Below are 24,644 nucleotides of genomic sequence, written 5' to 3'. Positions count from 1 at the left end.
TTTTGCGATGGAGCAAGTTCGAAACCTGACCGCGGCCCCGCAGCCGACATCCGGCATTGTTGCGTCCAGCGTCTATTCCGCCGGCAAGCGCGTCGCCGACATTACGATCGAAGAGGCCGGCATATGGGCGGCAAAGCCCGGCCATGTCGTCTGGATCGGCCTGCTCGAGCCGGACCGCAACCTGCTGCTTAGGGTGCAGGCGCAGTTCCATCTGCATGATCTGGCGATCGAAGACGCAGAACACCCGCATCAGCGGCCGAAAATCGAACAGTATGGCGATGCCTTGTTCATCGTCGCCCGCACAGCGCAACTGATCGATGGCCGCGTCACCTTCGGCGAGACGCATCTCTTCGTCGGCACCGGCTATATCGTCAGCGTCAGGCACGGCCCGTCGACCTCTTACGCCGCGGTGCGCCAGCACTGGGAAAGCTGCCCGTCCTCGCTCGCCAAGGGCGAGGATTTCGTCCTCTATGCAATTCTCGACTTCATCGTCGACAACTACATGCCTGTGCTCGAGCAGATCGAGGACGAGGTCGAGCAGATCGAGGACAAGGTGCTGCTGAAGCCGATGAGCGGTGGCGACATCGAGCGGCTCTACATGCTGCGCCGCGATCTGCTCAGGCTGCGCAACGCGGCGCTGCCGCTGGTCGAGGTCTGCCGGCGGCTGACCAGCGCCGAGCTGCCGCAGATCCATGCCGCCATGCATCCGCTGTTCCGCGACGTGACGGACCACATCCGCACCGTGCAGGAAAAGATCGACAGCCTGCGCGAGGTGCTCGCCTTCGCCTTCGAGGCAAGCCTTCTGGTCGGACAGAGCCAGGAAACGGCGATCTCCAAGAAGCTGGCCTCATGGGCGGCCATCCTGGCGGTGCCCACGGCCTTCGCCGGCATTTACGGCATGAATTTCGACGACATGCCTGAACTGAAGATGGAATACGGCTACCCGACAGTCCTGGCCGCCATCGCGCTGATCTGCGCGTTTCTGTATTGGCGGTTCAGGAAGAATGGATGGCTGTGAAATAGCGAATAGCGATAAAGAAGCTTGTGCCGGACTCGAATACCGATGTTATTCCTATTTCGTTCGCTATTCGCTATTCGCTATTCGCTATTCGCTTAGCGGCTTCTGCGCCTTTCCGCCGCCGGCTGGAACGCCACCCTTGCATGGTATTTGCAGTACGGCCCGGTTTCGCCAGCGTCGTTGCCGCAGAAGCTGAAGTCTTCCGACAGCGGATCGCCGTTGGGCCATTTGCAGGTGCGCTCGGTCAGCTCGACGAGCTGCAGGTTGCGCGAGATTGGCACGACAACGTTCTCGACCGGGCGGATATAGTGGCGCGCCACCGGCTCCGCCTCGAACTGCACCTGCAGAGCGGTCGCGCCGATGGAGGCCGTCACATGACGGGCTGCGCTGGCGGCACGAGCCACGGACTTCTGCATCGAGGCGCCCTGCGTGGCCTTCTTCTGCCGTGCCGGCGCCGCGGTCGCGCGGCCGCGGCCCGACAGTTTCAGGCGATGCACCTTGCCGATAACGGCATTGCGGCTCACACCGCCGAGCTGCGCGGCGATCTGGCTGGCGCTGAGACCCTCCGACCACAATTTCCTGAGAAGTTCGACTCGCTCGTCAGTCCAGTTCATGAGACCGCGCTCCTGCTGAGGGGTGCGGCGGTCAGAATCCTTTCCCGAGCCGGCTCTCGCCGGGCAAACGACACCACATGTACCGGGTGATTAGATCCGCCGCACGAAATCTAGTTATTTCTCGACTACAATTACCTTATGCGCTGACTCGGTGACAAGAGTCCCCAGGGCAACACCGATTCGGTTTTTACGGTTTTCCCCAACTTGCCCAACCGCTGATGGGCCGGCGTGGCGCTGGAGCCTTGCCGCGCGCTTCTGCGCGACCTTTTCGTTGACTTCATGGCCGAAAAACATGATAAGCCGCGAAGGCCGCCGCATTGGCGGCTTTTTTGATTTCCGGTTCCGGAGACGCATATAATGAGCGGTTCGGCGCTTTACGAGACTTTTGCTCGCGCACCCCTGGCCTTCGACCGCGGGGAGGGGACCTGGCTGGTCACCGACAAGGGCGAGCGATATCTCGACTTCGCCGGCGGCATCGCCGTGAACTCGCTGGGCCACAGCCATCCGCATCTGGTCGCGGCGCTCACCGGGCAGGCGGCCAAGCTGTGGCACGTCTCCAATCTCTACGAGATCCCGGAGCAGCGCCGGCTGGGCGAAAGGCTGGTCGATGCAACCTTCGCCGACAAGGTGTTCTTCACCAATTCGGGCGCCGAGGCTCTGGAATGCGCCATCAAGTCGGCCAGGCGCTATCAGTTCGTCAAAGGCCATCCGGAGCGTTTCCGCATCATCACTTTCGAGGGCGCCTTCCACGGCCGCACGCTGGCGACGATCGCCGCCGGCGGTCAGTACAAATATCTCGAGGGTTTCGGTCCGAAGGTCGAGGGCTTCGACCAGGTCGCGTTCGACGATATCGATGCCGCCGAGAAGGCGATCACACCGGAAACCGCGGCTATCCTGATCGAACCGGTGCAGGGCGAGGGCGGCATCCGCCCGGTGCCGACGCAGTCGTTGAAGCGGCTTCGGCAGCTCTGTGACCGGCACGGCCTGCTTCTGATCTTCGACGAGGTCCAGTGCGGCATCGGGCGCACCGGCAAGCTGTTCGCGCATGAGTGGGCGGGCGTCACGCCTGACCTGATGGCGATCGCCAAGGGCATCGGCGGCGGGTTTCCGATGGGTGCCTGCCTCGCGACCGACGAAGCGGCGGCCGGCATGACGGCCGGCGTGCACGGCACCACTTTTGGCGGCAATCCGCTGGCGATGGCGGTGGGCAATGCCGTGCTCGACGTCGTGCTGGCCGACGGCTTCCTCGAGGACGTTCAGCGCAAGGCATTGCTGCTGAAGCAAGGACTGGCGGCGGTCGCCGACGAATTTCCCGAGGTCATCGAAGGCATCCGGGGAAGCGGGCTGATGCTAGGGCTAAAATGCGCCATGCCCAACGCCAAGGTTAACATGGCGCTGCGCGACCAGCACTTGCTTGCGGTGCCGGCGGGCGACAACGTCATCCGGCTTTTGCCGCCGCTCACCGTCACCGACGAGGAGATCGGCGAGGCGCTGAAACGCATTCGGTCGGGCGCCAAGGGCCTGACCGACGCGATTACGGCCGAAGCCGCGAAGTAGTTCTGGAATCTGCCGATGAGCGTTCGTCACTTCACCGACCTGTCCGCCGTTTCCGCAGGCGATCTGCGCGTCATGCTGGACGATGCGATGGCGCGAAAGACCAGGCTCAAGGCCGGCGAGCGTTCGAAGCCGCTCGAGGGCAAGGTGCTGGCGATGATCTTCGACAAGCCTTCGACGCGCACGCGCGTTTCCTTCGACGTCGGCATGCGCCAACTCGGCGGCGAGACCATCATGCTGACCGGCACCGAGATGCAGCTCGGCCGTTCTGAAACCATCGCCGACACCGCCAAGGTGCTGTCGCGCTATGTCGATGCCATCATGATCCGCACCACCTCGCATGACCGGTTGCTGGAACTCACCGAAAACGCGACCGTGCCGGTGATCAATGGGCTGACCGACGATACCCATCCCTGCCAGCTGATGGCCGACATCATGACCTATGAGGAGCATCGCGGTCCGGTGGCCGGCAAGACCTTCGCCTGGACAGGTGACGGCAACAATGTGCTGCACTCGCTTCTAGAAGCCTCGGCGCGGTTCCGCTTCAACCTCAATGTCGCCGTGCCGGAGGGCAGCGAGCCGTTCGAGAAATATGTCGACTGGGCGAAGGCCAATGGCGGCAAGGTGAGGTTTGCCGGCTCGGCCGAAGAGGCCGTCGACCAGGCCGATTGCGTCGTCACCGACAGCTGGGTGTCGATGGGCCAGGAGCATCGCGCCCGCGGCCATAACGTCTTCCTGCCCTACCAGGTCAACGCCGCGCTGATGGCGAGGGCGAAGTCCGACGCGCTTTTCATGCACTGCCTGCCTGCGCATCGCGGCGAGGAGGTCACCGACGAGGTGATCGACGGACCGCATTCGGTGGTCTTCGACGAGGCCGAGAACCGGCTGCACGCCCAGAAGGCGGTGCTGGCCTGGTGCCTGGGCGCTTGACCGGGGTCGACTTGATCCGCGCCAACTTGATCCCGGGATGTGTGATGCCTATTTGCGGGCCATCACTGAAATCGAACGCGCTTCGACCCATGCCGCCTGGAAAGCGGGATGGATGCGCCCCGGAGTTTTGTCATGCTGGAAACGCTTTCCTTGGCTGAGCATCAACCCAAACTCGGCGAATTCGGCTTCGCCGGCGACGACCATGTCGTGCCTTACGAAGTAGCGCCCCTGGATGTGCGCGGCCGCACCGTGCAGCTCGGGCCGATGCTCGACGCCATTCTCAGCCGTCACGATTATCCCGAGCCGGTCGCGCGCCTGCTGGCGGAGGCCTGCGTGCTCACCGTGCTGCTCGGCACGTCGCTGAAATTCGAGGGCAAGTTCATCCTGCAGACCCGCACCGACGGACCGGTCGACATGCTGGTGGCGGACTTCACCACGCCGCATTCGTTGCGCGCCTATGCGCGCTTCGACGCCGACCGGCTGCAGGCACTGATTGCCTCGGGCGAGATCTCGCAGGAGAAGCTGCTCGGCACCGGCGTCCTGGCCCTGACCATCGATCAGGGCGCGCACACGCAGCGCTATCAGGGCATCGTCCAACTCGACGGCACATCGCTGGAAGAAGCCGCGCGCACCTATTTCCGCCAGTCGGAGCAGATCCCGACCGATCTGAGGATGTCGGTTGCGAAGCTGGTGACCCCGGGCCCGGGCGGGGCTCGCGAGCAATGGCGCGCCGGCGGCATCCTGGCGCAGTTCCTGCCGCAGGCGCCCGAACGCATGCGCGTGCCCGACATTTCGGGCGGTGATGGCGATCCGCGAGACGTGGCGCACGAACCGGCCGACAATTCCTGGCGGGAACTCTTGGCGCTGCTCGGCACCATCGAGCCGACCGAGCTCATCGATCCGACGGTGGGCGCCGAGCGGCTGCTCTACCGCCTGTTCCACGAGCACGGCGTGCGCGTCTTCCGCGGTGTGCCGGTTGCCGACCAGTGCTCCTGCTCGCGCGACAAAATCCGAGGCATTCTCGAAGGCTTCTCGGCCGAGGAGATCAAGGACTCGACCGAGGACGGCGGCATCCATGTCGCCTGCGAGTTCTGCTCGACGCAGTACGACTTCGATCCGGCGGAGTTTGCGGCGGAGTGAGAAAGCTCCGGTTCCTCGCCCCCGCTTTGCGGAGGCGGGGAACTCGAGTTCTTTAGTTCACCGTCCTCTTCGTCCCCGGCATATCGAGCGAGAAAGCCGGAATGGCGACGTCGAACGTTTCGCCGCGGCCGTTGCGCATCGTGTAGCGGCCGACCATGATGCCGGATGGCGTCGAGAGCGGGCATCCCGACGTGTACTGATAGCTGTCGCCGGGGTTGAGCTCCGGCTGGTCGCCGACCACGCCCTCGCCGCGCACCTCTTCGACTCGGCCACGCCCGTCGGTGATGTGCCAGTAGCGCGACAGAAGCTGCACGAACTCGTCCGACCGGTTGTCGATCGTCACCTGGTAGCCCCAGACATAGCGGCTTTCGGACGGATCGGAACGGTCCTCCAGATAAAACGGCCTGACCTGCACTTCGATGTTGCGCGTCACGGCGCGATACATGAGCCACTCCGGTGCCGCAGGGAACATTTTACCGCGCTTCGCGGTTCTACCTCCGCGGCGTCGCCAGCCTGCCGGCTTTTCCACCGCAAGTGCCGACAAACAATGTCATTTAAGTGACACATGACAATGTTGGTGTGCACAAACCGTGCGGGCGACTCGGGCGCTTTGTCGAGTGATGAAACGGCCTCGGGCGGCCTTTCCGGAGTGACCAGATCTCGATGGAACTGACCCTCGCAGCCGCCTTTGCCTCCTCGGCCCTTCTTTTTTCCAACCTTGCCAGCATCGTGCTCGCGTCGTCGCGGCTGAAGCCCAGGCGGGTCATTCCTCCGCCTTCCAGCAAACAGCCGCCTGTCTCGATCGTCGTGCCGTCGCGCGGCGTGGAGCCGTTCACGCAGGAGACGCTCGACCGCGCCTTCTCGCTCGATTGGCCGCGCTACGAAATGATCTTCTGCGTCGCGCACGCCGAAGATCCCGTGGTCAAGCTGATCAACGCCGCCATCGCGCGATTTCCGAATGTTCCGGCGCGGCTCCTCGTCGGCGATGACAGGATCAGCGCCAATCCCAAGCTCAACAACTGCATCAAGGGCTGGCAGGCGGCGCGGCACGACTGGGTGATCCTCGCCGATTCCAACGTGCTGATGCCCAAGGACTATGTCCAGCATCTGATGGCGGCCTGGGGACCGGACACCGGCCTCGTCTGCTCGACGCCGATCGGCTCGCGGCCGGACGGTTTCTGGGCCGAAGTCGAATGCGTCTTCCTCAACACGCTGCAGGCGCGCTGGCAATATGCCGGCGAAGCGCTCGGCCTTGGCTTCGCCCAGGGCAAGAGCATGCTGTGGAACAAGCCGATGCTGGATGCAAATGGCGGCATCCAGGCTTTGGCCGCCGAAATCGCCGAGGACGCGGCGGCGACCAAGCTGGTCAACAGCCTTGGCCTTCGGTCAATCTCGTGGCCGCGCCCTTCGAGCAGCCGCTCGGCCAGCGCACGCTCGCCGAAATCTGGTCGCGCCAGGCGCGCTGGGCGCGGCTGCGCCGCGTCACCTTCCCATTGTTCTTCGCGCCCGAAATCCTGACCGGTGTGGTCGCGCCGCTGCTTCTGGCGCTGATCGCGGCGGCAAGCGCCGGTGTCAGCCTGCCCGCGACCGCGCTCTGCGTGCTGGCGATCGCCTATGTGCCCGAATGCATGCTCGCCTGGTCCAAGGGCTGGTATCTGTCGCCGCGCAGCGTCACCGCGATGATTGTGCGCGACGTGATGCTTCCCGCCATCTGGGCGCGCGGCTGGCTTGGCGGAGCCGTCGAATGGCGTGGCAACGCAATGACCATCCGCAACAGCGGGATGACTGAACTCGAAGAGATTGCTTGAGCCGGCTGCGGCTCAAGCGCGCTCTTTGCAGCCGTGGCGGTTCATTCCTTCGCCGCCTTGAGCGCCTGTTCGATGTCGGCGAGCAGGTCGTCGGTATCCTCCAGCCCGACGGAGAGCCTGAGCGTGCCTGGTCCGATGCCGAGCTCGGCGCGCGCCTCGTCGCTGAGGTTTTTGTGCGTCGTCGTCGCCGGATGCGTGATCAGGCTCTTTGCGTCGCCGAGGTTGTTCGAGATCAGCACGATGTCGAGCGCGTTCTGCAAGGCGAAGGCCGCCTGCTTGCCGCCCTTGACGTCAAGGCAGATCAGCGTCGAGCCGCCCGACATCTGCTTCCTGACGATATCCGCCTGGGGATGGTCGGCCCGGCCCGGATAGATGACGCGGGCGATCTCCGGCCGGCCAGCCAGGAAGTCCGCGATCTTGCCGGCGCTTTCGGTCTGCTGGCGCACGCGCAGCGGCAGCGTCTCGAGGCCCTTCAGCAGCGTCCATGCGTTGAATGGCGACAGGCTCGGGCCGGTGTGCCGGAAATAGTCGTGCAAGTTCTCGTCGATCCACTTCTTGTCCGACAGGATGACGCCGCCGAGGCAGCGGCCTTGTCCGTCGATATGCTTGGTCGCCGAGTAGACCACGATATGGGCGCCGAGCTGCAGCGGCTTCTGCTGCAGCGGCGTGGCAAAGACGTTGTCGACGATCACGCGTGCGCCGATCGAATTGGCTAAAGCGGCGACAGCGGCGATATCGACCACTTCCAGCGTCGGGTTGGTCGGGCTTTCCAGGAAGAACAGCTTGGTGTTCGGCCTGACCGCTTTTTCCCAATTGGCAATGTCGGTGCCGTCGATCAGCGTCGCCTCGATGCCATAGCGCGGCGCCAGCGTCTCGACCACCCAGCGGCAGGAACCGAACAGGGCTCGCGCCGCAACGATGTGATCGCCGGCCTTGACGCTGCAGAGCAGGGCGGCGGACACGGCGGCCATGCCGGAAGCGGTGGCACGTGCGTCTTCCGCGCCTTCCAGCGCGCACATGCGCTTCTCGAACATATCGACGGTCGGGTTGGCGTAGCGCGAATAGATGAAGCCGGGTTCCTCGCCCTTGAAGCGGGCCTCCGCTGCCTGGGCCGTCTCGTAGACATAGCCCTGGGTGAGATACATCGCCTCGGCGGTTTCGCCGAAGCCGGAACGCAGCGTCCCGCCATGCACGAGTGCCGTCTGAGGTTTCCAGTTACGCGTCTTGGTCATCGCCCTGCTTCCAAACACAAAAAAACCGGCCGCGACGTCGCAACCGGTCCATACGGCCTTGCGGCCCGACGGTCCTTTAGCGACTTGTTTAACGTGGCTGCAAGCCGACCGGCCAAATCACCACGGGATAACGACCCTTTAGACCTCGCCCGCGCTTGCGTCAATTGCCGGCTTGATTAAGAGGGTTGTACCAGGCAGCCTCCGCAAAAGTGTCCCGCGGTTTTGCGACAGGAAACTGCGACGACAATGACTTCGCCCGGAGCCAGACATTGCGGCAGACAGGCATTCTTCCGGATCAGGACATCGCGGCGCTCTTCCAGTCGGGCGCGCTGAAGTCGCCGCGCGCGCTCGACACCAACCAGATCCAGCCGGCCAGCCTCGATCTCAGACTGGGCGACAAGGCCTTTCGCGTGCGCGCCTCCTTTCTGCCCGGTCCCGATCATCTGGTGGCCGACAAGCTGGACCGGCTGAAGCTGCATGAGATCAACCTCGCCGAGGGTGCGGTGCTGGAGACGGGCTGCGTCTACATCGTGCCGCTGCAGGAAAGCCTGGCGCTGCCAGCGGAAGTCTCGGCTTCGGCCAACCCGAAGAGCTCGACCGGACGGCTCGACATTTTCACGCGTGTCATGACCGACCGCGGCCATGAATTCGATAAGATCGTCGCCGGCTATCATGGCCCGCTCTACCTCGAGGTCAGCCCGCGCACCTTCCCGATCGTCGTGCGCGCCGGCTCGCGCCTGTCGCAGATCCGCTTCCGCACCGGCAACGCCGTGCTGTCGGAGAATGAGTTGCGTGACCTCCATCACGCCGAGATGCTGGTTGCGACCGAGCCGCCCAACATCTCCGGCGGCGGCATTGCGCTCTCTATCGATCTCGACGGCGACAAGGATGGCCTGGTCGGCTATCGCGGCAAGCACCACACCGGCCTCGTCGACGTAGACAAGCGCGCCGCTCAGGATGTGGTCGACTTCTGGGAACCGCTCTACAAGAGCGGGGCCGGCGAGCTCGTGCTCGACCCGGACGAGTTCTACATCCTGGTCTCTCGCGAAGCCGTGCACGTGCCGCCGCTCTATGCCGCCGAGATGACGCCATTCGATCCGCTGGTCGGCGAGTTCCGCGTCCACTATGCCGGCTTTTTCGACCCGGGCTTCGGCCACTCCGCCGCCGGCGGCAGCGGCAGCCGCGCGGTGCTTGAAGTGCGCAGCCACGAGGTGCCGTTCATTCTCGACCACGGCCAGATCGTCGGCCGCCTCGTCTACGAGCATATGCTGAAGCGCCCGCAGGCACTCTATGGCAGCGAGTTGGGCTCCAACTATCAGGCGCAGGGACTGAAGCTCTCCAAGCATTTTCGCGCCGCGCGCTGATCGCCAGGCTGTGCTTGCCCGGCCTCGCGTGCCGTGCTTGGCTGCGTCCGACAATGTAGCAACTGAACGCAAGGGGATGAAAATGCAGACATCCAGATGGATCCTGTCGGCCGCGGCCGCCGCCATGCTGGCGCTCGGCGTCGGTTCGGTAGACGCGGCCGAAAAGATCAAGATCGGCACCGAGGGCGCCTATCCGCCCTTCAACACCATCACGCCGGACGGCAAGGTCGAAGGCTTCGACATCGACATCGCCAATGCGCTCTGCGCGCAGATGAAGGTCGAATGCGAGATCGTCACTCAGGATTGGGATGGCATCATTCCGGCCCTGCAGGCCAAGAAATTCGACGCCATCATCGCCTCGATGAGCATCACCGAGGAACGCAAGAAGCAGGTCGCCTTCACCCACAAATACTACACCACGCCGCTTGCGCTGGTCGCCCTGAAGGACGCCGACATCGCCTCGACCGAGCCGGCCTCGCTTGCCGGCAAGACGGTCGGTGCCCAGGCCTCGACCACCCAGGCCAACTACGCCCAGGACGTCTACGCCAAGGCCGGCGCCGAGGCGAAGCTCTACCCGACCCAGGAAGAGGCGGTCACCGATCTGCTCAACGGCCGGCTCGACGCCGTCATCTCCGACAAGTTCGTGCTGGTCGACTGGATGAAGAAGGCGAGCGACGGCTGCTGCAAGCTGGTGGGCGACGTCAGGGGCACCGAGACCGAGGCCGGCATCGCCGTGCGCCTGGAGGACACCGCCCTGCGCGACCGCCTCAACGCGGCAATCGACGCCATTGTTGCCGACGGCACCTACAGGAAGATCCAGTCGAAGTATTTCGATTTCGATATTTATTGAGGTTGAAGCTGCCAATCTCTCCCCTCGTGGGGGAGATCACGCTCTAACCTCACAGCGCCTTCACCGCCACCTTCACTGGCTTCTCGATCTCGAGCGGGTTGCGCAGCGGCAGGCCGAAATCCTTGGCCTCGATCTCGAACGTGTCGCCTTCTTCGGTCCTGACGCCGTCTGCGAACGAGAGTGTGGCGGTGCCGAACATGTGCACATGCACGTCGCCCGGCTGGCGGAAGGCCGAATATTTGAAGTGGTGATGCTCGAGATTGGCGATGGTGTGCGACATGTTCGCCTCGCCGGACAGGAACGGCTTTTCCCAAAGCACTTTGCCGTCGCGCCAGATTCGTGAAGAGCCCCTGATGTCGGCGGGCAGCTCGCCGATCAGGATTTCCGGTCCGAACGAGGCGTTGCGCAGCTTGGAATGGGCGAGGAACAGATAGTTCACGCGCTCTGTCACATGGTCGGAAAACTCGTTGGACAGCGTGAAGCCGACTCGGAACGGCGCGCCGTCGTCGCCGATCACGTATATGCCGGCGATCTCCGGCTCCTCGCCGGCGTCCTGCGCGAAGGCCGGCGACATCAGCGCGGCACCCGGCGCCACCGCCATGGTGCCGTTGCCCTTGTAGAACCATTCCGGCTGCACGCCGATCTGGCCCTTTGCCGGCTTGCCGCCCTCCAGCCCCATGCGGAACATCTTCATGGAATCGGTGAGTTGCTCCTCGCCGTCGCTGAGCTTCTTGTGCATGGAATCGCGCGTCGCGGCGGAGCCGAGATGTGTGAGCCCGGTGCCGGTAAGATGGAGATGCGCGGGGTCGGGATGGTTGATTGGCGATACCAGGCGTCCCTTCTTGTAGACAGCGTCGAGGTCTACCGTTTCGCCATAGCCCTTGCGCTCGATCAGCGCCTCGAGCCCGGTCCCGGTGCGGGCTGCCTCCATCGCCAGCGAATAGACGCTGCGCGCGCCGTTGATGATCCGGGTCTTGCCGCCGCTGCGGGCAACGACGCGGATCGTCTCGGCGTCATCGAGGATCTGGGAAATCAGCATGATGAACCCTCTCTCTTTTGCCTTGGCCCGGCTGCCGATTGGCAAGCCCTGACCGGCGCGGCCCGGAACCGATCCGCGCCACGGTTGAAACTCTTCGTCCGGATTGCACTCGCGAGCCTGGTCCTTCCAGGACTTCTTCGCGCCGACGGGTTGCCGGCAGCTTCGCGATCTAGAACCCGTATGCCTCCTTAGTCCTTGCCTCCGGCCTCTACGCCTTGTTCTTGTTGTAGACGTCGAAGATGACGGCACCGAGCAGCACCAGGCCTTTGACCACCTGCTGCCAGTCGACATTGACGCCCATGATCGACATGCCGTTGTTCATCACGCCCATGATGAAGCCGCCGACCACGGCGCCGATGACCTGTCCGACGCCGCCCATCGCCGAGGCGCCGCCGATGAAGACGGCGGCGATCACGTCGAGTTCGCTGCCCAGACCTGCGGCCGGGACGGCCTGGCCGAGGCGAGCGGCGATGATCAGGCCGCCGAGCGCCGACAGCACGCCCATGTTGATGAAGACGAGCAGCGTCAGCCTTTCGGTGTTGATGCCCGACAGCTGCGCCGCCTTGGCGTTACCGCCCATCGCATAGATGCGGCGGCCGATGGTCATGCGCTTGGTGACGAAGACGAACAGCGAGATCAGCACGCCCATCACCAGAAGCACCACCGGCAGGCCCCTGTAGCTGGCGAACTGGAAGACCAGGAACAGCGCCAGCGCGCTGCCGACCAGCGTCTTGACGACGAACAGCGGGAAGGGCTCGGCCTCATAGCCATGCCGTTCGCGCTTACGCCGTGTTCTGAAGCCGAAATAGGCATAGGCGAGCACCGCGACCAGACCGAGCACGATCGTCGTCATGTGCAGCGTAAGGCCGCTGCCGACGATGGTCTTGCCGGCGGCATTCACCGTCGGCGGAATGAGCGTCAGCGGGCCGATGACGTCGGGGATGAAGCCGGAGCTCAACGCCTTGAAGCTGTCGGGAAGCGGGCCGACCGAGGAGCCGCCGCCAAGCAGTGCCTGGCAGATGCCGCGGAAGATCAGCATGCCCGCCAGCGTCACGATGAAGCTCGGTATTCGGTGATAGGCGATCCAATAGCCTTGCGCCGCGCCGATAAGCGCACCGACGATCAGGCAAACGATCGAGACCACCAGTGGATTGCTGAATATACCGAGCGGCCAGATGACCATCATCATTGCGGCAAGCGCGCCGATGAAGCCGGCGACCGATCCCACGCTGAGGTCGATATAGCCGGCGACGATCACCAGCAGCATGCCAAGCGCCATCACGATGATGAACGAGTTCTGCTGCACCAGGTTGCTGAGGTTGACCGGTTTGAACAGCGTGCCGGACGTCGTGTACTGGAAGAACAGCATGATGACGATCAGCGCGATGATCAGTCCGTATTCGCGCAGGTTCGTCGTCAGCGCCGAAACGGCGACACGCGGACCATGCTTGACGTCTTCGGCGACGCCGCTCTGCGGCGCGGGAGCGCTTTCTGTGCTCATGAGGCTTTTTTTCCTTCTCCCCGAACGATGGCGCGCATGATCTTTTCCTGGCTGGCGTCGCTTGCCGCCATTTCGCCGACGATACGCCCTTCGTTCATGACATAGATGCGGTCGGTGATGCCGAGCAATTCCGGCATTTCCGACGAGATGACGACGATTGCCTTTCCCTCTGCGGCGAGGCGGGCGATGATCGTGTAGATTTCGTACTTGGCGCCGACGTCAATGCCGCGCGTCGGTTCGTCGAGGATCAGCACTTCCGGGTCGGCGAACAGCCATTTCGACAACACCACCTTCTGCTGGTTGCCGCCCGAAAGATTGCCGGTCAGCTGATAGACGCTGGATGCGCGGATGTTGGTCTTCTTGCGATAGTCGTTGGCGACGCTCATCTCGCGCATGTCGTCGATGACGCCGCGGCTGGAGACGCCTCCCAAATTGGCCAGCGTCACGTTGTGCTTGATGTGGTCGATAAGGTTGAGGCCAAAGGTCTTGCGGTCCTCGGTGACATAGGCGATCCGGTTCTCCACCGCCTTGCTCACCGTCGAAAGATCGAGAGGCTTACCCCTGAGCAGGACCTCGCCGCTGATATGCCGGCCATAGGAACGGCCGAACAGGCTCATCGCGAATTCGGTGCGGCCGGCGCCCATCAGCCCGGCAATGCCGACCACCTCGCCCTTGCGCACATTGAGGTTGACGTTCTTGATCACCTGCCGCTCGGCGTGGATCGGATGGTACACCGACCAGTTCTTCACTTCGAAAATAACCTCGCCGATCTGCGGCTCGCGCGGCGGGTAGCGGTCGTCGAGCGAGCGGCCGACCATCGAAGTGATGATCCGGTCCTCGCTGATGTCCTTCCTGGGCAGGGTCTCGATGGTGCGCCCGTCGCGGATCACCGTAACCTTGTCGGCGACGCGGTTCACCTCGTTGAGCTTGTGCGAGATCAGGATCGAGGTCATGCCCTGGCGCTTGAACTCGAGCAGAAGATCGAGCAGCGCCTGGCTGTCCTTTTCGCTGAGCGAGGCGGTCGGCTCGTCAAGGATCAGCAGCTTCACTTCCTTGCTGAGCGCCTTGGCGATCTCGACCAGTTGCTGCTTGCCGACGCCGATATTGGTGATCAGCGTCTTGGGATCTTCCTTCAAGCCGACTTTGTCGAGCAGGGCCTTGGTGCGCTTCTCGTTGGCGTTCCAGTCGATGACGCCGTAGCTGGCGTGCTCGTTGCCGAGGAAGATGTTTTCCGCGATCGACAGCATCGGCACCAGGGCAAGTTCCTGGTGGATGATGACGATGCCGATATGCTCGCTATCATGAATACCCTTGAAGTGGCATTCCTGGCCGCGAAAGACGATCTCGCCTTCATAGGTACCGGTCGGGTAGACGCCCGACAGCACCTTCATCAGGGTCGATTTGCCGGCGCCGTTCTCGCCGACGATGGCGTGGATCTCTCCTTCCTCGACGCTGAGGTTCACGTTCGACAGCGCCTTCACGCCGGGGAACGTCTTGGTGATGTCGCGCATCTCCAAAATCGTCGAGCTCATCAGGAATTCCGCTCCCTGGCGCAGGCCTTCCGTTTCCGGAAAACGTTATGCGCGAAATCAACATACTGCAGTCTGGCTCGCGCCGCGATGGCGCATGGCGCTGCAGAAGCCGGCAAAAACAATATCGGGGTCGCTTCTGAACGAAAAGGGGCCCTGCGTCACGCAGGACCCCTCCCTTAAAGGCTGGATTACTTCAGCTCTTCGGCCTTGATGTAGCCGGAGTCGACGACCAGCGCCTTGTAGTTCGACTTGTCGACCTCGTGCGGCGTCAAGAGGATCGAGGGAACGACCTTGACGTCGTTGTTGTAGGTCTTGGTGTCGAGGCCGTCGGGCTTGCCGCCGGAGAGCACCTTGTCGACCAGCTGCACGGTGGCCTTGGCCAGCTCGCGGGTGTCCTTGAACACGGTCGAATACTGCTCGCCCGAAATGATCAGCTTGACCGAGGCGGTCTCGGCGTCCTGACCGGTCACGATCGGCCAGGGCTGAGCATCCGTGCCGTAGCCGACAGCGCGCAGCGAGGCGGTGATGCCGCGCGACAGGCCGTCATAGGGCGAAAGAACGCCATCGACGCGGCTGCCGTCCGAGTAGTTGGCCGAGAGCAGGTTGTCCATGCGGGCCTGGGCGGTGGCGGCGAGCCAGCGCAGCGTGCCGACCTTGTCCATGCCCATCTGGCCGGACTTGATCTTGATCGAGCCGTCGTCGATCAGCGGCTGCAGGACCGACATCGCGCCGTTGTAGAAGAAGAAGGCGTTGTTGTCGTCGGGCGAGCCGCCGAACAGCTCGACGTTCCACGGCTTGGTGTTCGGGAAGCGCTCCTTGAGGCCCTTGACCAGGGAATTCGCCTGGATCACCCCGACGCCGAAATTGTCGAAGGTGGTGTAGTAGTCGACATTCGGGGTCTTCTTGATCAGCCGGTCATAGGCGATGGTGACGACGCCTGCGTCATTGGCCTTCTGCAGCGCATCGGCCATGGTGGTGCCGTCGATCGAAGCGATGATCAGCGCTTTCGGGCCTTTCGTGATCTCGTTTTCCAGCTGGCTGAGCTGGTTCGGGATGTCGTCCTGCGCGTATTGCAGGTCGACCGTGTAGCCCAGCGCTTCGAGCTGGGACTTGACGGCGTCGCCGTCGTTGATCCAGCGCTGCGAGGTCTTGGTCGGCATCAGCACGCCGACGAGACCCTTGTCGGCGGCGTGCGCCGAATAGGTCGTGGCGGCAATGCCAAGGGCCGCGACGGCGGCCAGCGTCTTGATGATCTTCACATTTACTCTCCCTGGTTGATGGACGCGACACCTCGGGGCTTCGCGGGCCGCGCAGTCGAACAGGAGCGCAGTCGCGCCTCTGTCGGCTTTATCGATCTCCGGTATCCTCCCAATCGGCCCCGCGACGCAGTTTCAATCGATACGATTTTGCTCGTTGCCGATCGCTGCGTCTCGGAACGCGCGAAGGGTGTGTCCCTTTGACATAACTGTCAAATGCGATCTTTGCTGGTTGCTATACCGAAACTGGTATGATTTAGCGTAGAGCAGAGAACTGCCGGAGAGGCTGGGAAATCATGGCGGCGCTGCGCGATCCTGATGCGATTTCAGGGAGTTACGAGAAGCTTCCGGGGGACGGCGAAACGCTCCTGCGCAGCGGCCTGAGCCTGCGCCATATGCGAATGATCGCCGCGCTCGACGATCACGGACGGGTGAGCGCCGCCGCCCAGGTGATGAATATTTCCCAGCCGGCGGCCTCGCGCATGATCGCCGAGATGGAGGCGGTGCTCGACGTGAAATTGTGCGAGCGGCTGCCGCGCGGCGTGACGCTGACCCCTTACGGTCAGGCGCTCGCCAGGCGCGCCCGCTCGATCCTGCTCGAAATGCGCGAAGCCGACCGCGAGATTTCGGAACTCAAGGCAGGCAAGGGCGGCTCGGTGTTTCTCGGCGCCGTGACTGCGCCGGCGATCGAACTGGCGGTGCCGGCGATTCGCGAGATCCGCCGCATCTATCCGCGCATCGAGATCACCATGCAGGTCGAGACCTCGAACGTGCTCGCTCGCGAGCTGATCGCCTCCCGCCACGACTTCATCATCGCCCGCATCCCCGATGACCTCAATCCGCGGCTGTTCGAATCGCGCGTCATCGGCATCGAGAAGGCCTGCCTGATCGTGCGCCGCGGCCATCCGCTTGCCGGCGGCGGGATGGTCGGCCTGGAGGAGACGGCTGCCTATGATTGGGTCTTCCAGTCCGGCGGCTCGCCCCTGCGCCAGGCGATGGAAAGCAATTTCTTGAACCGCAACATCCCGCTTCCCGACCGCATCCTCAACACCTCGTCGCTGCTCTTGACGCTGGTAATGGTGGCGCAATCTGACGCCATCGCCCCCGTTTCGGTGCAGGTGGCCAAGTTCATCCAGAGCGGCGACGGGCTGTCCGGAGCGATCGATGTCGTTCAGACCGAGTTCGACATCGAGGTCCGGCCCTACAGCCTGATCACGGTCAGGAACCGGGCGCTCTCGCCCGCCGCCAAGATGCTGCACGACTTCATCCTGCGCGAAGTGGGGTAATGGAACGAGAATGCTACCTGTGCGTTCAAACAGATCGGCAGTTCGCTGGAGCCCGTTTGGGTGAGGGAACCACCTGCCGATGCTGAACTATCGGGAGGTCTTTGATGGAACGTCGCTTGTTTCTAACTGGAATGCTTGGCGTTGCGGGGGCAGCGGCAATTGCAACCCTGGCTGGCCCCAGTAGGGCGGTTGCCGGAATTCCAAGCGGCAACGGAATTCTCGATGAACTCGATAAGCCCGATACCGCCGTCTTCGAGGATGGAGACGAACGTGCTGAAGTGGAGCAGGTTTACCATCGTCATTGGCATCACGGCCGTCGCCGCCGCAGACGGCGCCGCGTTTGGAGACGTGTTTGCCGCCGCTACTGGCGTCGTGGCCGCTGGCGTCGCCGCTGCTGGCGCGAACGTGTTTGGATTGGCTTTTGGCTTTAGGGGTCCATAGCGGTTCAGCTTTGGATAAGAGCCGCTCACCCGCAGTAAAGAACTGTTTTTACGGAATTCCGGACCGAGACGTGGTCCCGGATTGCTCAACCGGTCCAGAGCCGGCCGCCGCAACGTGGCTGGCTTCTTTTTCGCCATAGATCGCGCGGCGATCCTCTTCTAGGGCCCAAGCCCCTCGCCTTTCGAGCGGCTCTTTCGTTTGCGCGCTTTCGCCGAACGAGGTGGCTCCCTTCGGAGTGCGGTCAAAAAGTACGTTGATTTTCCAGTCCCCCTGCTGTTGAGAGGATGCGGGCAGTTGGGCGATCTGGATGTTCGATGTTTTCAAAGCTGCCTGTTGTTAACCATCGCAATGTTAGCCTTGGTCTCGCCGGATGAGCGAGGTCACCAATATGCACGCCGATCTGCCGCGCGCGCGGGTTAAGCGGAGGCTGATAGCCAAGGCGCTAGCGTTCCTCGCCGCCGCCCTGACAACGCTGCCCGCAGATGCCGAAACGGTGCAGGAAAATCCCGGCGGTCAGATCGTGATCTTCGCTTTGCACGTCGCCGAGCTGCGCGCCGCGAACGAGCCTGTGGAATTTGACGGTGCCTGCGACAGCGCCTGCACGCTCTATCTGTCTTTGCCCGCCGAGCAGCTTTGCATCACGCCGCGTGCATCCTTCGGCTTCCATCTGCCTTACGGCGTCGGCGCCCATGAGAACGCAATCGCCGCCGGGTACCTGATCTCGCAATATCCCGACTGGGTTCGCCTGTGGATCGAGGAACGCGGCGGCCTGTCGCGCACCATCGTGCGGATGGAAGCCGCCGAGGCCGCAAAGCATCTTCCCCTCTGCGGCGTGCTGGCCTGACCGGCAAGCGGCAACGATCGCATTCGCCATCGGCCGCCTGAGGACGCTCTGCCGGATCGCTGCGACCGCGCGGCACTGTAGCGAGGGATGGAGCGGGTAGCGGGAATCGAACCCGCGCGTTCAGCTTGGGAAGCTGACAGGCTACCATTACATCATACCCGCGCAACAGCCTCGTTACCATGATGGCCCCGCATCTAGCAATCGGCGATGCATTGAAAGCCGAGAGCCATCCACCGGCGCTTTGACGCCGCGCCACAACATGGTAATGGCTCAGGGGTTAAGGGTGGGGACCCAGCTTGGAAATCAATGTTCGGAAGAGGAAGCGAGCCTCTCGCTCCGGAAAAGCCTTTGCTGTGGAAGATCTCGGATTCCTGCTGAGGCTTCCTGTTTTTGTATTCGTATCTCTTTTCGTGCCTGAGAAGAGATGGCGCAGTGTCTGCCTTTGGCTGGAGCGGCTGAAACGGGCGCCTGAGTCTCGGCGCGACGTTGGTGACCAACCGGATCTTGCCGCCTTTGGCATAGCCGGCCGCGAGGACCGGCTCCGGGTCGACGCGATGCGCAGCGAACACAACATCCAGATCGTCCGCGAGTGGCTCGTCGGCTGGCGACCCGAGATCGAACTCCTCGGCGCCGAGCATCTCGATGCGGCGCGCGAACAGGGCCGTGGCGCCGTCCTGTGGATTGCGCATTTCGCCTTCAATGCGCTTGCGGCGAAGATGGTTTTCGCCAAAGCCGGCTTCGATGTCTTCCATGTCAGCAGGCCCGAGCACGGTTTCTCGAAATCGCGCTTCGGCATCCGGTTCCTCAACCCGATTAGAACCGGCGTCGAGCTCAGACATGCCGCGGGCCGTATCGTGATCGACCGCGCGAATCCCGCCGCCAGCATGAACGAGGCCAGGCGGTTGCTTCGCCAGGGCAAGTTTGCGTCCATCACCGCTGGCGCCTGGGAGGGTGAGTTGCTCGTGCGTGCGCGAATCGGCCAGTCGGCCATTGAATTTGCGGGCGGCGCGCCCCGGTTGGCCAGGATCGCCGGCGCTCCCCTGCTGCCGGTCTTCGTCGTTCGTGACGACAGCACAGGCAAGATACGGGTGACTGTGGAAAATCCGATCGATCTTGATCGCAGCCAGGACAAGGCCGAACTGATCCAGAGCGCCGCGCAAGACTTCGCCGATCGGCACCTGGCCTATCTGAAGGCCAGTCCCCACCAGTGGCGCGACTGGGGCAAGTTGAAGGCTCACCAAGGCACCTTGATCGAGACGGAAGCCGGATGCCTCTCTTCAGCATTCTGATCACCGACGACGGCAGCGAGCACCTTTCCGGGCTCGTTGCCGAAAACATCCACTCGCTCACGGCTGCTCATCCGGGCGAAGAGCACCGCCTGTTCCGGGAAGCGGCGTTGGCGGAGTTCATTTCGACGCATTTCGGAGCAGAGGTGCTTTCGGCTTTCAGGACGCTGCGACCTTATTCATACAAGGCGGACCTCGCCAAATATTGCCTTCTCCATGAGCAAGGCGGCCTTTATGCCGATCTCTCCTATTTCTTCCTGCGCGGAGTGCCGCGCGCCGATGGAAAATTGTCGATCTTTCGCGATTTCCTCAGCTCGACCCCTTGGGACACCAGCATCGGCGTTGTTGCCGCGCCGCCTCGCCACAAGGCGCTCGCCAAGGCGATCGAGCTTGTCTGCGCCAATGTGAAACGGGAATATTACGGGCCGACTGCGCTCTGCCCCACAGGCCCGACCTTGTTCGGCAAGGCCGTCGCGCTGACCTGCGAACCGGAAGACCTCATCGTCGGCGAAGCCCTCAGGTCGGTGCCGTCTGCCGCGCCTCTTCAGGCGTCCGCGGATTTCGGCCATTGCCTCAGCCATGATGGCGAGCCGGTCGCGATCAAGCGCAAGCGGGGCGGCAAGCCGATATCGCACCTCGGTATCGGCGGCGGCAACCGCTACAACAGGCTGTGGCGCTCCAGGGAAGTCTACCGCGACCGGCCGCTTTGGGCCCGCATCTTCCGATGGCGGATCTGACCGTGCGAGCCGCGTGTGCCGGCCGGATCGGGCTATCAGGGCTGCCAGCACGATGGCTTCGCGCGCGGCCTTCGGCTTGATGCCGGGTATCCGAGTGCGTATTTCTGAGGTCGCCCCCCGAATCGGGCAGCTCGAACCGGAGAACGGCCTTGTCCACACTGACACGCTTTCTCGGCGATACGCCACTCAGGGTGCTTGTGAAGCTGCTGGTGGTTTCCTTTCTCGTCGGCCTCGTCATGCACGCTTTCGGCTGGTCGCCGATGGACGTGCTCTACGGCATCCGCCAGTTCTTCATCGACCTGTGGAACCTCGGCTTCCATACTCTCGACCGCTTCCTGGGCTATATCCTGCTCGGCGCCGCGATCGTCGTGCCCGCCTTTATCCTGCTCAGGATTGCGAGCTACAGGAAGTAGCCTGGCGAGCGTCAGCATACGCGGCCGCGACCTCGAACAGAATGGCGTGGCGCGCGGCAAGCGCCGGCACGTCGCTCGAATAGCCGCCGCCGATGACGCCGCATAGCGGGATGCCGGCCTTGCGGAAATAGCTGATGACCAGCTCCTCGCGGCTGCGCAGGCCGTTGTCGGTCAATGTCAGCCGGCCAAGCCGGTCCTTGGCATGGACATCCACGCCGGCATTGTAGAACACGATGTCCCAGCGCCGCCTTGCGCAAAGCTCTGGAAGAATGGCGCCGAGCCGGTCGAGATAGGCAGCGTCGCCGGTGCCGTCCGGCAGCGCGATATCGACATCGGAGGCGATCTTGCGCGCCGGATAATTGCGTTCGCCATGCATGGAAAAGGTGAAGGCGCGCGGCTCATCCTTCAAAATGTCCGCCGTGCCGTCGCCCTGATGCACGTCGAGATCGACGACCAGGATGTTTTCGACGGCGCCCTCCGCAAGCAGGACCAGGGAAGCCACGGCCACGTCGTTGAAGGTGCAGAAGCCCGCGCCTTGGGCACGCCTGGCATGGTGGCTACCGCCGGCGGCGTTGCAGGCTATGCCGTGTTTCAGCGCCAGCCGCGCCGCCAGCACCGTGCCTGCCGTTGCTAGCTGCGCTCTCAATGACACGCGCTGGCTGACCGGGAAGCCGATCTCGCGCTCGATCTTTTCAGGCACCTCGCAAGCGAGCACCTCGTCGACATAGCCGGCCTCGTGCGCGAGCTTGAGCCACGCCGCCGGCGCCCGTTCCGGCATCGAAAGCGCTCCCGCTGCTGCCAGCCCGCGGCTGTGCAAAGCCTCCATCAGCAACGGATATTTGCTCATCGGAAAGCGGTGATTGACGGCAAAGCCGGCGTCGTAGTCGGGATGGTGGACGATCTGCAAAGGCATGATGGGGCGGCCTGCGCCAGAGCTGGAATTCGGTTGGCCGTCACCCGATGGCGATTGCGCGGCAGCGGCAAACTGGGGCACATCGGCCGTTCTAGCAAGCCGCAATGAGCAAGGCAGCAATCCTTGGACAAGGGTGCGACCCACATCAACGCCGGGACCTTCATCGTCACCAACCGGTCGGTGCTGGCGATCGCTGTGCCGATGACCCTTGCCTATCTGACGACGCCGCTGCTCGGCATCGTCGACACCGCGGTGATCGGGCAGTTCGGCGATGCGGCTCTTCTCGGCGGACTGGCGGCAGGCGCGCTGGTCTTCGACGTCGTCTTCACCACCTTCAACTTCCTGCGCTCCGGCACCACCGGCCTCGTCGCTCAGGCTTTCGGACGCGGCGATCCGCTGGAGGAGCAGGCGGTGCTCTGGCGGGCCGTGCTGATCGCGGTCGTCGCCGGCGTGGTGCTTGCAGCACTTGCGCCGCTGTTTGCGATAGGCGGCCAGTGGTTCATGGGCGCCGAGCCGCGTGTCAGCGCGGCGATGTCGGTCTATATCCGCATCAGGCTCATTGCCGCGCCCTTCTCGCTCATCAACTACGCCATTTTGGGCTACGTTCTGGGGCGTGGCGAGGGCGGGATAGGGCTGATGTTGCAGGCCGTGCTCAACGGCATCAACATCCTGCTCTGCTTCCTGCTCGGCCTCGAGCTCGGCTGGGGCGTGGCGGGCGGTTGCCTGGGCGACCGTCACCGGCGAGTTCCTGGCCATGCTGCTCGGCCTTGCCATCGTGCTGAGGCGGTTCCGCAAGCTGGAGCGGCCGTCGCGCCGGCGCATCCTCGACCTGCCGGCTTATCGGCGCATGCTGTCGCTCAACCGCGATATCATGATCCGTTCCTTCTCGCTGCTTGCCGCCTTCGCGCTGTTCACCAGGCAGGGCGCGCAGTTTGGCACCGTGACGCTCGCCGCCAATGCCGTGCTGATGAACTTCTTCCTCGTCGCCGGCTATTTCCTGGACGGCTTTGCCACCGCAGCCGAGCAATTGGCAGGCCGCGCCATCGGCGCGCATGCGGCCGCTCCTTTCCGGCAAGCCGTCCGGCTGACGCTGATCTGGGGCGTTGGCCTGGCGGCGGTCGCCAGTCTTATCCTGCTGACGGCCGGCGCACAGCTGGTGGCGATGGTGACAACCGCTCCGGAGGTCCGCGCGGTCGCCGACATTTATCTGCCCTGGGCCGCCTTCACCGCGCTGAGCGGCGTGCTCGCCTTCCAGATGGACGGCGTCTTCATCGGCGCCACCTGGTCGCGCGACATGCGCAACATGATGCTCCTGTCCTTCCTGGCCTTCGCCGCGGCGCTGATCACGCTGGCGCCCGCCTTCGGCAACAACGGCCTATGGGCCGCGCTGCACGTCTTTTTGCTGGTGCGGGGTTTCAGCCTGCTTGCGGTGCTGAGGCTCAGGATGCGCACGGCGTTCAGCTGATCGGCTTTGAAGCCCAGCGCTCGCAAGCCGAGTCGCGCAAATCCTGGATCGAGCCAAGCCGCTCGCGCTCCACAAACCGCGCCATGCCGGCAACGATGCGGCCGGGCAGCGCCGGGCCGGCATAGATCATGCCGGTATAGAGCTGGACGAGATCGGCGCCGGCGCGGATCTTCTCCAGCGCGGTTTCCGCCGAGTCGACGCCGCCGACCCCGACGATCGTCACTTGTGGGCCGAGCAGCTTGCGCATCCGGGCGAGTACCGCCGTCGAGCGCTCGAAAAGCGGCTTGCCTGACAGCCCGCCGACTTCGCCGGCCAGACTTGCGCTGCGCAGCCCGACCCGGGCAAGCGTCGTGTTGGAGACGACAACCCCGTCGATCTTTTTCTCAATGACTTCGGCGGCGATGTCTTCCAGTTCCGCTTCAACGAGGTCCGGCGCGATCTTGAGGAAGATGGGCGGCTGAACCGACGCAGCCGCGCGCGCCGCCACCACGCGCGACAGGAGTTCGCCCAGTTGCTCGCGCGCCTGCATGTTGCGCAGGCCCGGCGTGTTGGGCGAGGAGATGTTGACCGTCAGATAACTGGCATGGGCCGCGAAGCGGGCGACGCCGCGCTCATAGTCGGCAATGCGGTCGGCGCTGTCCTTGTTGGCGCCGATGTTGACGCCGACAATACCCGGCCGCCCTTTGCGCGCGGCAACCCGTCTTTCGGCGGCCGCATGCCCTTCATTGTTGAAGCCCAGCCTATTGATCACCGCTTCGTCGGCGGTCAGCCGGAAGATGCGCGGCCTCGGATTGCCGGGTTGCGGCAGCGGCGTGATGGTGCCGACCTCGGCGAAGCCGAAGCCGAGTTTGAGCAGCGCGTCCGGCACTTCGGCGTTCTTGTCATAGCCGGCCGCCATGCCGAGAGGGTTCGGAAAATCGAGCCCGCAGACGCTGACCTCGAGCCGCGCGTCGCGCGGGGGAGGCGAGGCGGCCGGCAGGCCGCAGCGCAAGGCCGCGATCGACAGGCCATGCGCCGTTTCCGGGTCGAACGAGAAAAGCAGCTTTTGGCCGATCCGGTCGAGCACGCTCATTCGTCCTCCAGCGGAGGGAATTCGTGGCCGTCGGCGCCGAGCGGCAACGGCTTCACCCAGAGAACGGCGTCGAGGGCGAGCGCGGCGTAGAGATGCGGGAACAGGGCGCCGCCGCGCGACACCTCGTATTTCAGCGCGTCGCCCAGCTTTGCCGCGTCGACAGCGATGAGAAGCAGGTCCGCCTGGCCGGCGAAATGCTTGGCCGCCGTCTCGCGCACTTGAGTTGCGGTGGAAAAGTGGATGAAGCCGTCGGCGATGTCGATCGGCGCCCCGGTGAAGCGGCCGTTCCGTTCCGCTTCGCGCCACATGGCTTCAGGCGCGATCTTGTAGATAAACTGAGACATTGGCG

Annotated in this window: 22 protein-coding genes, 1 tRNA gene, 2 pseudogenes and 1 riboswitch; of the genes and pseudogenes, 13 read left to right on the top strand and 12 right to left on the bottom strand. The window is 63.8% G+C overall.

Features of this window, described 5'->3' with window-relative positions; all coding sequences use genetic code 11:
• The first annotated feature begins 7 nt into the window (after positions 1-7).
• Positions 8-1,018, top strand: a complete 1,011-nt coding sequence (locus P9217_RS07585; protein WP_127215491.1) for a magnesium and cobalt transport protein CorA — start codon at positions 8-10, stop codon at positions 1,016-1,018.
• Between the two features lie 95 nt (positions 1,019-1,113).
• Here the strand turns inward: P9217_RS07585 and P9217_RS07580 are convergent, their stop codons facing one another.
• The gene (locus P9217_RS07580) at positions 1,114-1,632 is read right to left on the bottom strand and encodes a GcrA family cell cycle regulator (RefSeq protein ID WP_066996757.1); all 519 of its coding nucleotides are present in this window, start codon (positions 1,630-1,632) and stop codon (positions 1,114-1,116) included.
• 357 nt (positions 1,633-1,989) lie between these two features.
• Here P9217_RS07580 and P9217_RS07575 point away from each other — a divergent pair, with 357 nt between their 5' ends.
• The 3 genes from P9217_RS07575 to P9217_RS07565 all read left to right on the top strand — a co-directional run bounded on the left by P9217_RS07575 (position 1,990) and on the right by P9217_RS07565 (position 5,256).
• The gene (locus P9217_RS07575) at positions 1,990-3,189 is read left to right on the top strand and encodes an aspartate aminotransferase family protein (protein ID WP_278086293.1); all 1,200 of its coding nucleotides are present in this window, start codon (positions 1,990-1,992) and stop codon (positions 3,187-3,189) included.
• Positions 3,190-3,204: 15 nt separating this feature from the next.
• Complete coding sequence (gene argF, locus P9217_RS07570; protein ID WP_095799366.1) at positions 3,205-4,116, top strand: ornithine carbamoyltransferase; 912 nt, start codon at positions 3,205-3,207, stop codon at positions 4,114-4,116.
• Positions 4,117-4,224: 108 nt separating this feature from the next.
• On the top strand, positions 4,225-5,256 hold the full coding sequence (locus tag P9217_RS07565) for an Hsp33 family molecular chaperone (RefSeq protein ID WP_127247677.1): 1,032 nt from the start codon (positions 4,225-4,227) through the stop codon (positions 5,254-5,256).
• Positions 5,257-5,308: 52 nt separating this feature from the next.
• Here P9217_RS07565 and apaG read toward each other — a convergent pair whose 3' ends face one another.
• Positions 5,309-5,701, bottom strand: a complete 393-nt coding sequence (gene apaG, locus P9217_RS07560) for a Co2+/Mg2+ efflux protein ApaG (protein WP_278086294.1) — start codon at positions 5,699-5,701, stop codon at positions 5,309-5,311.
• Between the two features lie 218 nt (positions 5,702-5,919).
• Between apaG and P9217_RS07555 the strand changes: the two are divergent.
• Positions 5,920-7,064 (top strand): annotated as a pseudogene (locus P9217_RS07555) (ceramide glucosyltransferase).
• A 41-nt stretch (positions 7,065-7,105) separates the two neighbouring features.
• Here the strand turns inward: P9217_RS07555 and P9217_RS07550 are convergent.
• A complete protein-coding gene (locus P9217_RS07550; protein WP_095832208.1) occupies positions 7,106-8,296 on the bottom strand; it encodes an O-succinylhomoserine sulfhydrylase in 1,191 nt (396 codons plus the stop codon).
• A gap of 56 nt (positions 8,297-8,352) precedes the next feature.
• Positions 8,353-8,430: riboswitch (SAM riboswitch) on the bottom strand.
• A gap of 135 nt (positions 8,431-8,565) precedes the next feature.
• On the opposite strand from P9217_RS07550, the gene P9217_RS07545 reads away from it, so the two are divergent.
• Positions 8,566-9,660, top strand: coding sequence for a 2'-deoxycytidine 5'-triphosphate deaminase (locus P9217_RS07545; protein WP_278086295.1), 1,095 nt, complete (start codon positions 8,566-8,568; stop codon positions 9,658-9,660).
• 82 nt (positions 9,661-9,742) lie between these two features.
• Positions 9,743-10,510, top strand: a complete 768-nt coding sequence (locus P9217_RS07540; RefSeq protein WP_278086296.1) for an ABC transporter substrate-binding protein — start codon at positions 9,743-9,745, stop codon at positions 10,508-10,510.
• A 49-nt stretch (positions 10,511-10,559) separates the two neighbouring features.
• Here the strand turns inward: P9217_RS07540 and araD1 are convergent, their stop codons facing one another.
• From araD1 to chvE, 4 genes are all read right to left on the bottom strand, one after another.
• Positions 10,560-11,549, bottom strand: a complete 990-nt coding sequence (araD1, locus tag P9217_RS07535) for an AraD1 family protein (RefSeq protein WP_127247685.1) — start codon at positions 11,547-11,549, stop codon at positions 10,560-10,562.
• A 208-nt stretch (positions 11,550-11,757) separates the two neighbouring features.
• A complete protein-coding gene (mmsB, locus tag P9217_RS07530) occupies positions 11,758-13,050 on the bottom strand; it encodes a multiple monosaccharide ABC transporter permease (protein WP_066996778.1) in 1,293 nt (430 codons plus the stop codon).
• Positions 13,047-14,582 (bottom strand): multiple monosaccharide ABC transporter ATP-binding protein, encoded by a 1,536-nt coding sequence (gene mmsA / locus P9217_RS07525; RefSeq protein WP_067322747.1) that lies wholly within the window; start codon positions 14,580-14,582, stop codon positions 13,047-13,049. Before mmsA ends, mmsB begins: the two co-directional genes overlap by 4 nt.
• A 188-nt stretch (positions 14,583-14,770) precedes the next feature.
• Complete coding sequence (chvE, locus tag P9217_RS07520; protein WP_066996783.1) at positions 14,771-15,841, bottom strand: multiple monosaccharide ABC transporter substrate-binding protein; 1,071 nt, start codon at positions 15,839-15,841, stop codon at positions 14,771-14,773.
• A gap of 293 nt (positions 15,842-16,134) precedes the next feature.
• Here chvE and P9217_RS07515 point away from each other — a divergent pair, with 293 nt between their 5' ends.
• On the top strand, positions 16,135-17,124 hold the full coding sequence (locus tag P9217_RS07515) for a LysR substrate-binding domain-containing protein (protein ID WP_067322751.1): 990 nt from the start codon (positions 16,135-16,137) through the stop codon (positions 17,122-17,124).
• A 122-nt stretch (positions 17,125-17,246) separates the two neighbouring features.
• Here P9217_RS07515 and P9217_RS07510 read toward each other — a convergent pair whose 3' ends face one another.
• Entirely contained in the window at positions 17,247-17,702 is a 456-nt protein-coding gene (locus tag P9217_RS07510; protein WP_164750379.1) for a hypothetical protein, read from the bottom strand.
• Positions 17,703-17,935: 233 nt separating this feature from the next.
• On the opposite strand from P9217_RS07510, the gene P9217_RS07505 reads away from it, so the two are divergent.
• On the top strand, positions 17,936-18,409 hold the full coding sequence (locus P9217_RS07505; protein WP_095799372.1) for a hypothetical protein: 474 nt from the start codon (positions 17,936-17,938) through the stop codon (positions 18,407-18,409).
• 88 nt (positions 18,410-18,497) lie between these two features.
• Here the strand turns inward: P9217_RS07505 and P9217_RS07500 are convergent.
• A tRNA-Gly gene (locus P9217_RS07500) sits at positions 18,498-18,571 on the bottom strand.
• Between the two features lie 134 nt (positions 18,572-18,705).
• Here P9217_RS07500 and P9217_RS07495 point away from each other — a divergent pair.
• From P9217_RS07495 to P9217_RS07485, 3 genes are all read left to right on the top strand, one after another.
• On the top strand, positions 18,706-19,698 hold the full coding sequence (locus P9217_RS07495) for a hypothetical protein (RefSeq protein WP_127324735.1): 993 nt from the start codon (positions 18,706-18,708) through the stop codon (positions 19,696-19,698).
• Positions 19,677-20,432: a glycosyltransferase gene (locus P9217_RS07490; protein WP_278086298.1), complete on the top strand. Its 756-nt coding sequence runs from the start codon at positions 19,677-19,679 to the stop codon at positions 20,430-20,432. Before P9217_RS07495 ends, P9217_RS07490 begins: the two co-directional genes overlap by 22 nt.
• Positions 20,433-20,581: 149 nt before the next feature.
• On the top strand, positions 20,582-20,845 hold the full coding sequence (locus P9217_RS07485; RefSeq protein ID WP_127324734.1) for a DUF6460 domain-containing protein: 264 nt from the start codon (positions 20,582-20,584) through the stop codon (positions 20,843-20,845).
• Here the strand turns inward: P9217_RS07485 and P9217_RS07480 are convergent.
• Positions 20,820-21,758: a histone deacetylase gene (locus P9217_RS07480; protein ID WP_278086299.1), complete on the bottom strand. Its 939-nt coding sequence runs from the start codon at positions 21,756-21,758 to the stop codon at positions 20,820-20,822. The two genes, P9217_RS07485 and P9217_RS07480, sit on opposite strands and share 26 nt — an antisense overlap.
• A gap of 104 nt (positions 21,759-21,862) precedes the next feature.
• On the opposite strand from P9217_RS07480, the pseudogene P9217_RS07475 reads away from it, so the two are divergent.
• A pseudogene (locus P9217_RS07475) lies at positions 21,863-23,223 on the top strand (MATE family efflux transporter).
• Here P9217_RS07475 and P9217_RS07470 read toward each other — a convergent pair.
• Together P9217_RS07470 and P9217_RS07465 are read right to left on the bottom strand one after the other, a co-directional pair.
• On the bottom strand, positions 23,216-24,295 hold the full coding sequence (locus P9217_RS07470; RefSeq protein ID WP_278086300.1) for a quinone-dependent dihydroorotate dehydrogenase: 1,080 nt from the start codon (positions 24,293-24,295) through the stop codon (positions 23,216-23,218). The pseudogene P9217_RS07475 and the gene P9217_RS07470 sit on opposite strands and share 8 nt — an antisense overlap.
• Positions 24,292-24,639 (bottom strand): DUF952 domain-containing protein, encoded by a 348-nt coding sequence (locus P9217_RS07465; RefSeq protein ID WP_095799389.1) that lies wholly within the window; start codon positions 24,637-24,639, stop codon positions 24,292-24,294. The genes P9217_RS07470 and P9217_RS07465 overlap by 4 nt, the downstream gene beginning before the upstream one ends.
• Between the last annotated feature and the right edge of the window lie 5 nt (positions 24,640-24,644).

This window comes from Mesorhizobium sp. WSM4989 (assembly GCF_029625795.1).
In the GTDB taxonomy this organism is placed as follows: Bacteria; Pseudomonadota; Alphaproteobacteria; order Rhizobiales; family Rhizobiaceae; genus Mesorhizobium.
This window is presented reverse-complemented; position numbering and strand designations above follow the sequence as displayed.

Excerpts from the sequence above, each read along its gene's own strand:
- P9217_RS07540 (WP_278086296.1), top strand. The coding sequence starts at position 9,743 with ATGCAGACATCCAGATGGATCCTGTCGGCCGCGGCCGCCGCCATGCTG.
- P9217_RS07510 (WP_164750379.1), bottom strand. The coding sequence starts at position 17,702 with ATGGCGAAAAAGAAGCCAGCCACGTTGCGGCGGCCGGCTCTGGACCGG.
- mmsB (WP_066996778.1), bottom strand. The coding sequence starts at position 13,050 with ATGAGCACAGAAAGCGCTCCCGCGCCGCAGAGCGGCGTCGCCGAAGAC.
- P9217_RS07580 (WP_066996757.1), bottom strand. The coding sequence starts at position 1,632 with ATGAACTGGACTGACGAGCGAGTCGAACTTCTCAGGAAATTGTGGTCG.
- P9217_RS07505 (WP_095799372.1), top strand. The coding sequence starts at position 17,936 with ATGAGCGAGGTCACCAATATGCACGCCGATCTGCCGCGCGCGCGGGTT.
- argF (WP_095799366.1), top strand. The coding sequence starts at position 3,205 with ATGAGCGTTCGTCACTTCACCGACCTGTCCGCCGTTTCCGCAGGCGAT.
- P9217_RS07490 (WP_278086298.1), top strand. The coding sequence starts at position 19,677 with ATGCCTCTCTTCAGCATTCTGATCACCGACGACGGCAGCGAGCACCTT.
- P9217_RS07515 (WP_067322751.1), top strand. The coding sequence starts at position 16,135 with ATGGCGGCGCTGCGCGATCCTGATGCGATTTCAGGGAGTTACGAGAAG.
- P9217_RS07550 (WP_095832208.1), bottom strand. The coding sequence starts at position 8,296 with ATGACCAAGACGCGTAACTGGAAACCTCAGACGGCACTCGTGCATGGC.
- apaG (WP_278086294.1), bottom strand. The coding sequence starts at position 5,701 with ATGTATCGCGCCGTGACGCGCAACATCGAAGTGCAGGTCAGGCCGTTT.
- mmsA (WP_067322747.1), bottom strand. The coding sequence starts at position 14,582 with ATGAGCTCGACGATTTTGGAGATGCGCGACATCACCAAGACGTTCCCC.
- P9217_RS07565 (WP_127247677.1), top strand. The coding sequence starts at position 4,225 with ATGGATGCGCCCCGGAGTTTTGTCATGCTGGAAACGCTTTCCTTGGCT.
- araD1 (WP_127247685.1), bottom strand. The coding sequence starts at position 11,549 with ATGCTGATTTCCCAGATCCTCGATGACGCCGAGACGATCCGCGTCGTT.
- P9217_RS07470 (WP_278086300.1), bottom strand. The coding sequence starts at position 24,295 with ATGAGCGTGCTCGACCGGATCGGCCAAAAGCTGCTTTTCTCGTTCGAC.
- P9217_RS07465 (WP_095799389.1), bottom strand. The coding sequence starts at position 24,639 with ATGTCTCAGTTTATCTACAAGATCGCGCCTGAAGCCATGTGGCGCGAA.
- P9217_RS07480 (WP_278086299.1), bottom strand. The coding sequence starts at position 21,758 with ATGCCTTTGCAGATCGTCCACCATCCCGACTACGACGCCGGCTTTGCC.
- P9217_RS07575 (WP_278086293.1), top strand. The coding sequence starts at position 1,990 with ATGAGCGGTTCGGCGCTTTACGAGACTTTTGCTCGCGCACCCCTGGCC.
- P9217_RS07585 (WP_127215491.1), top strand. The coding sequence starts at position 8 with ATGGAGCAAGTTCGAAACCTGACCGCGGCCCCGCAGCCGACATCCGGC.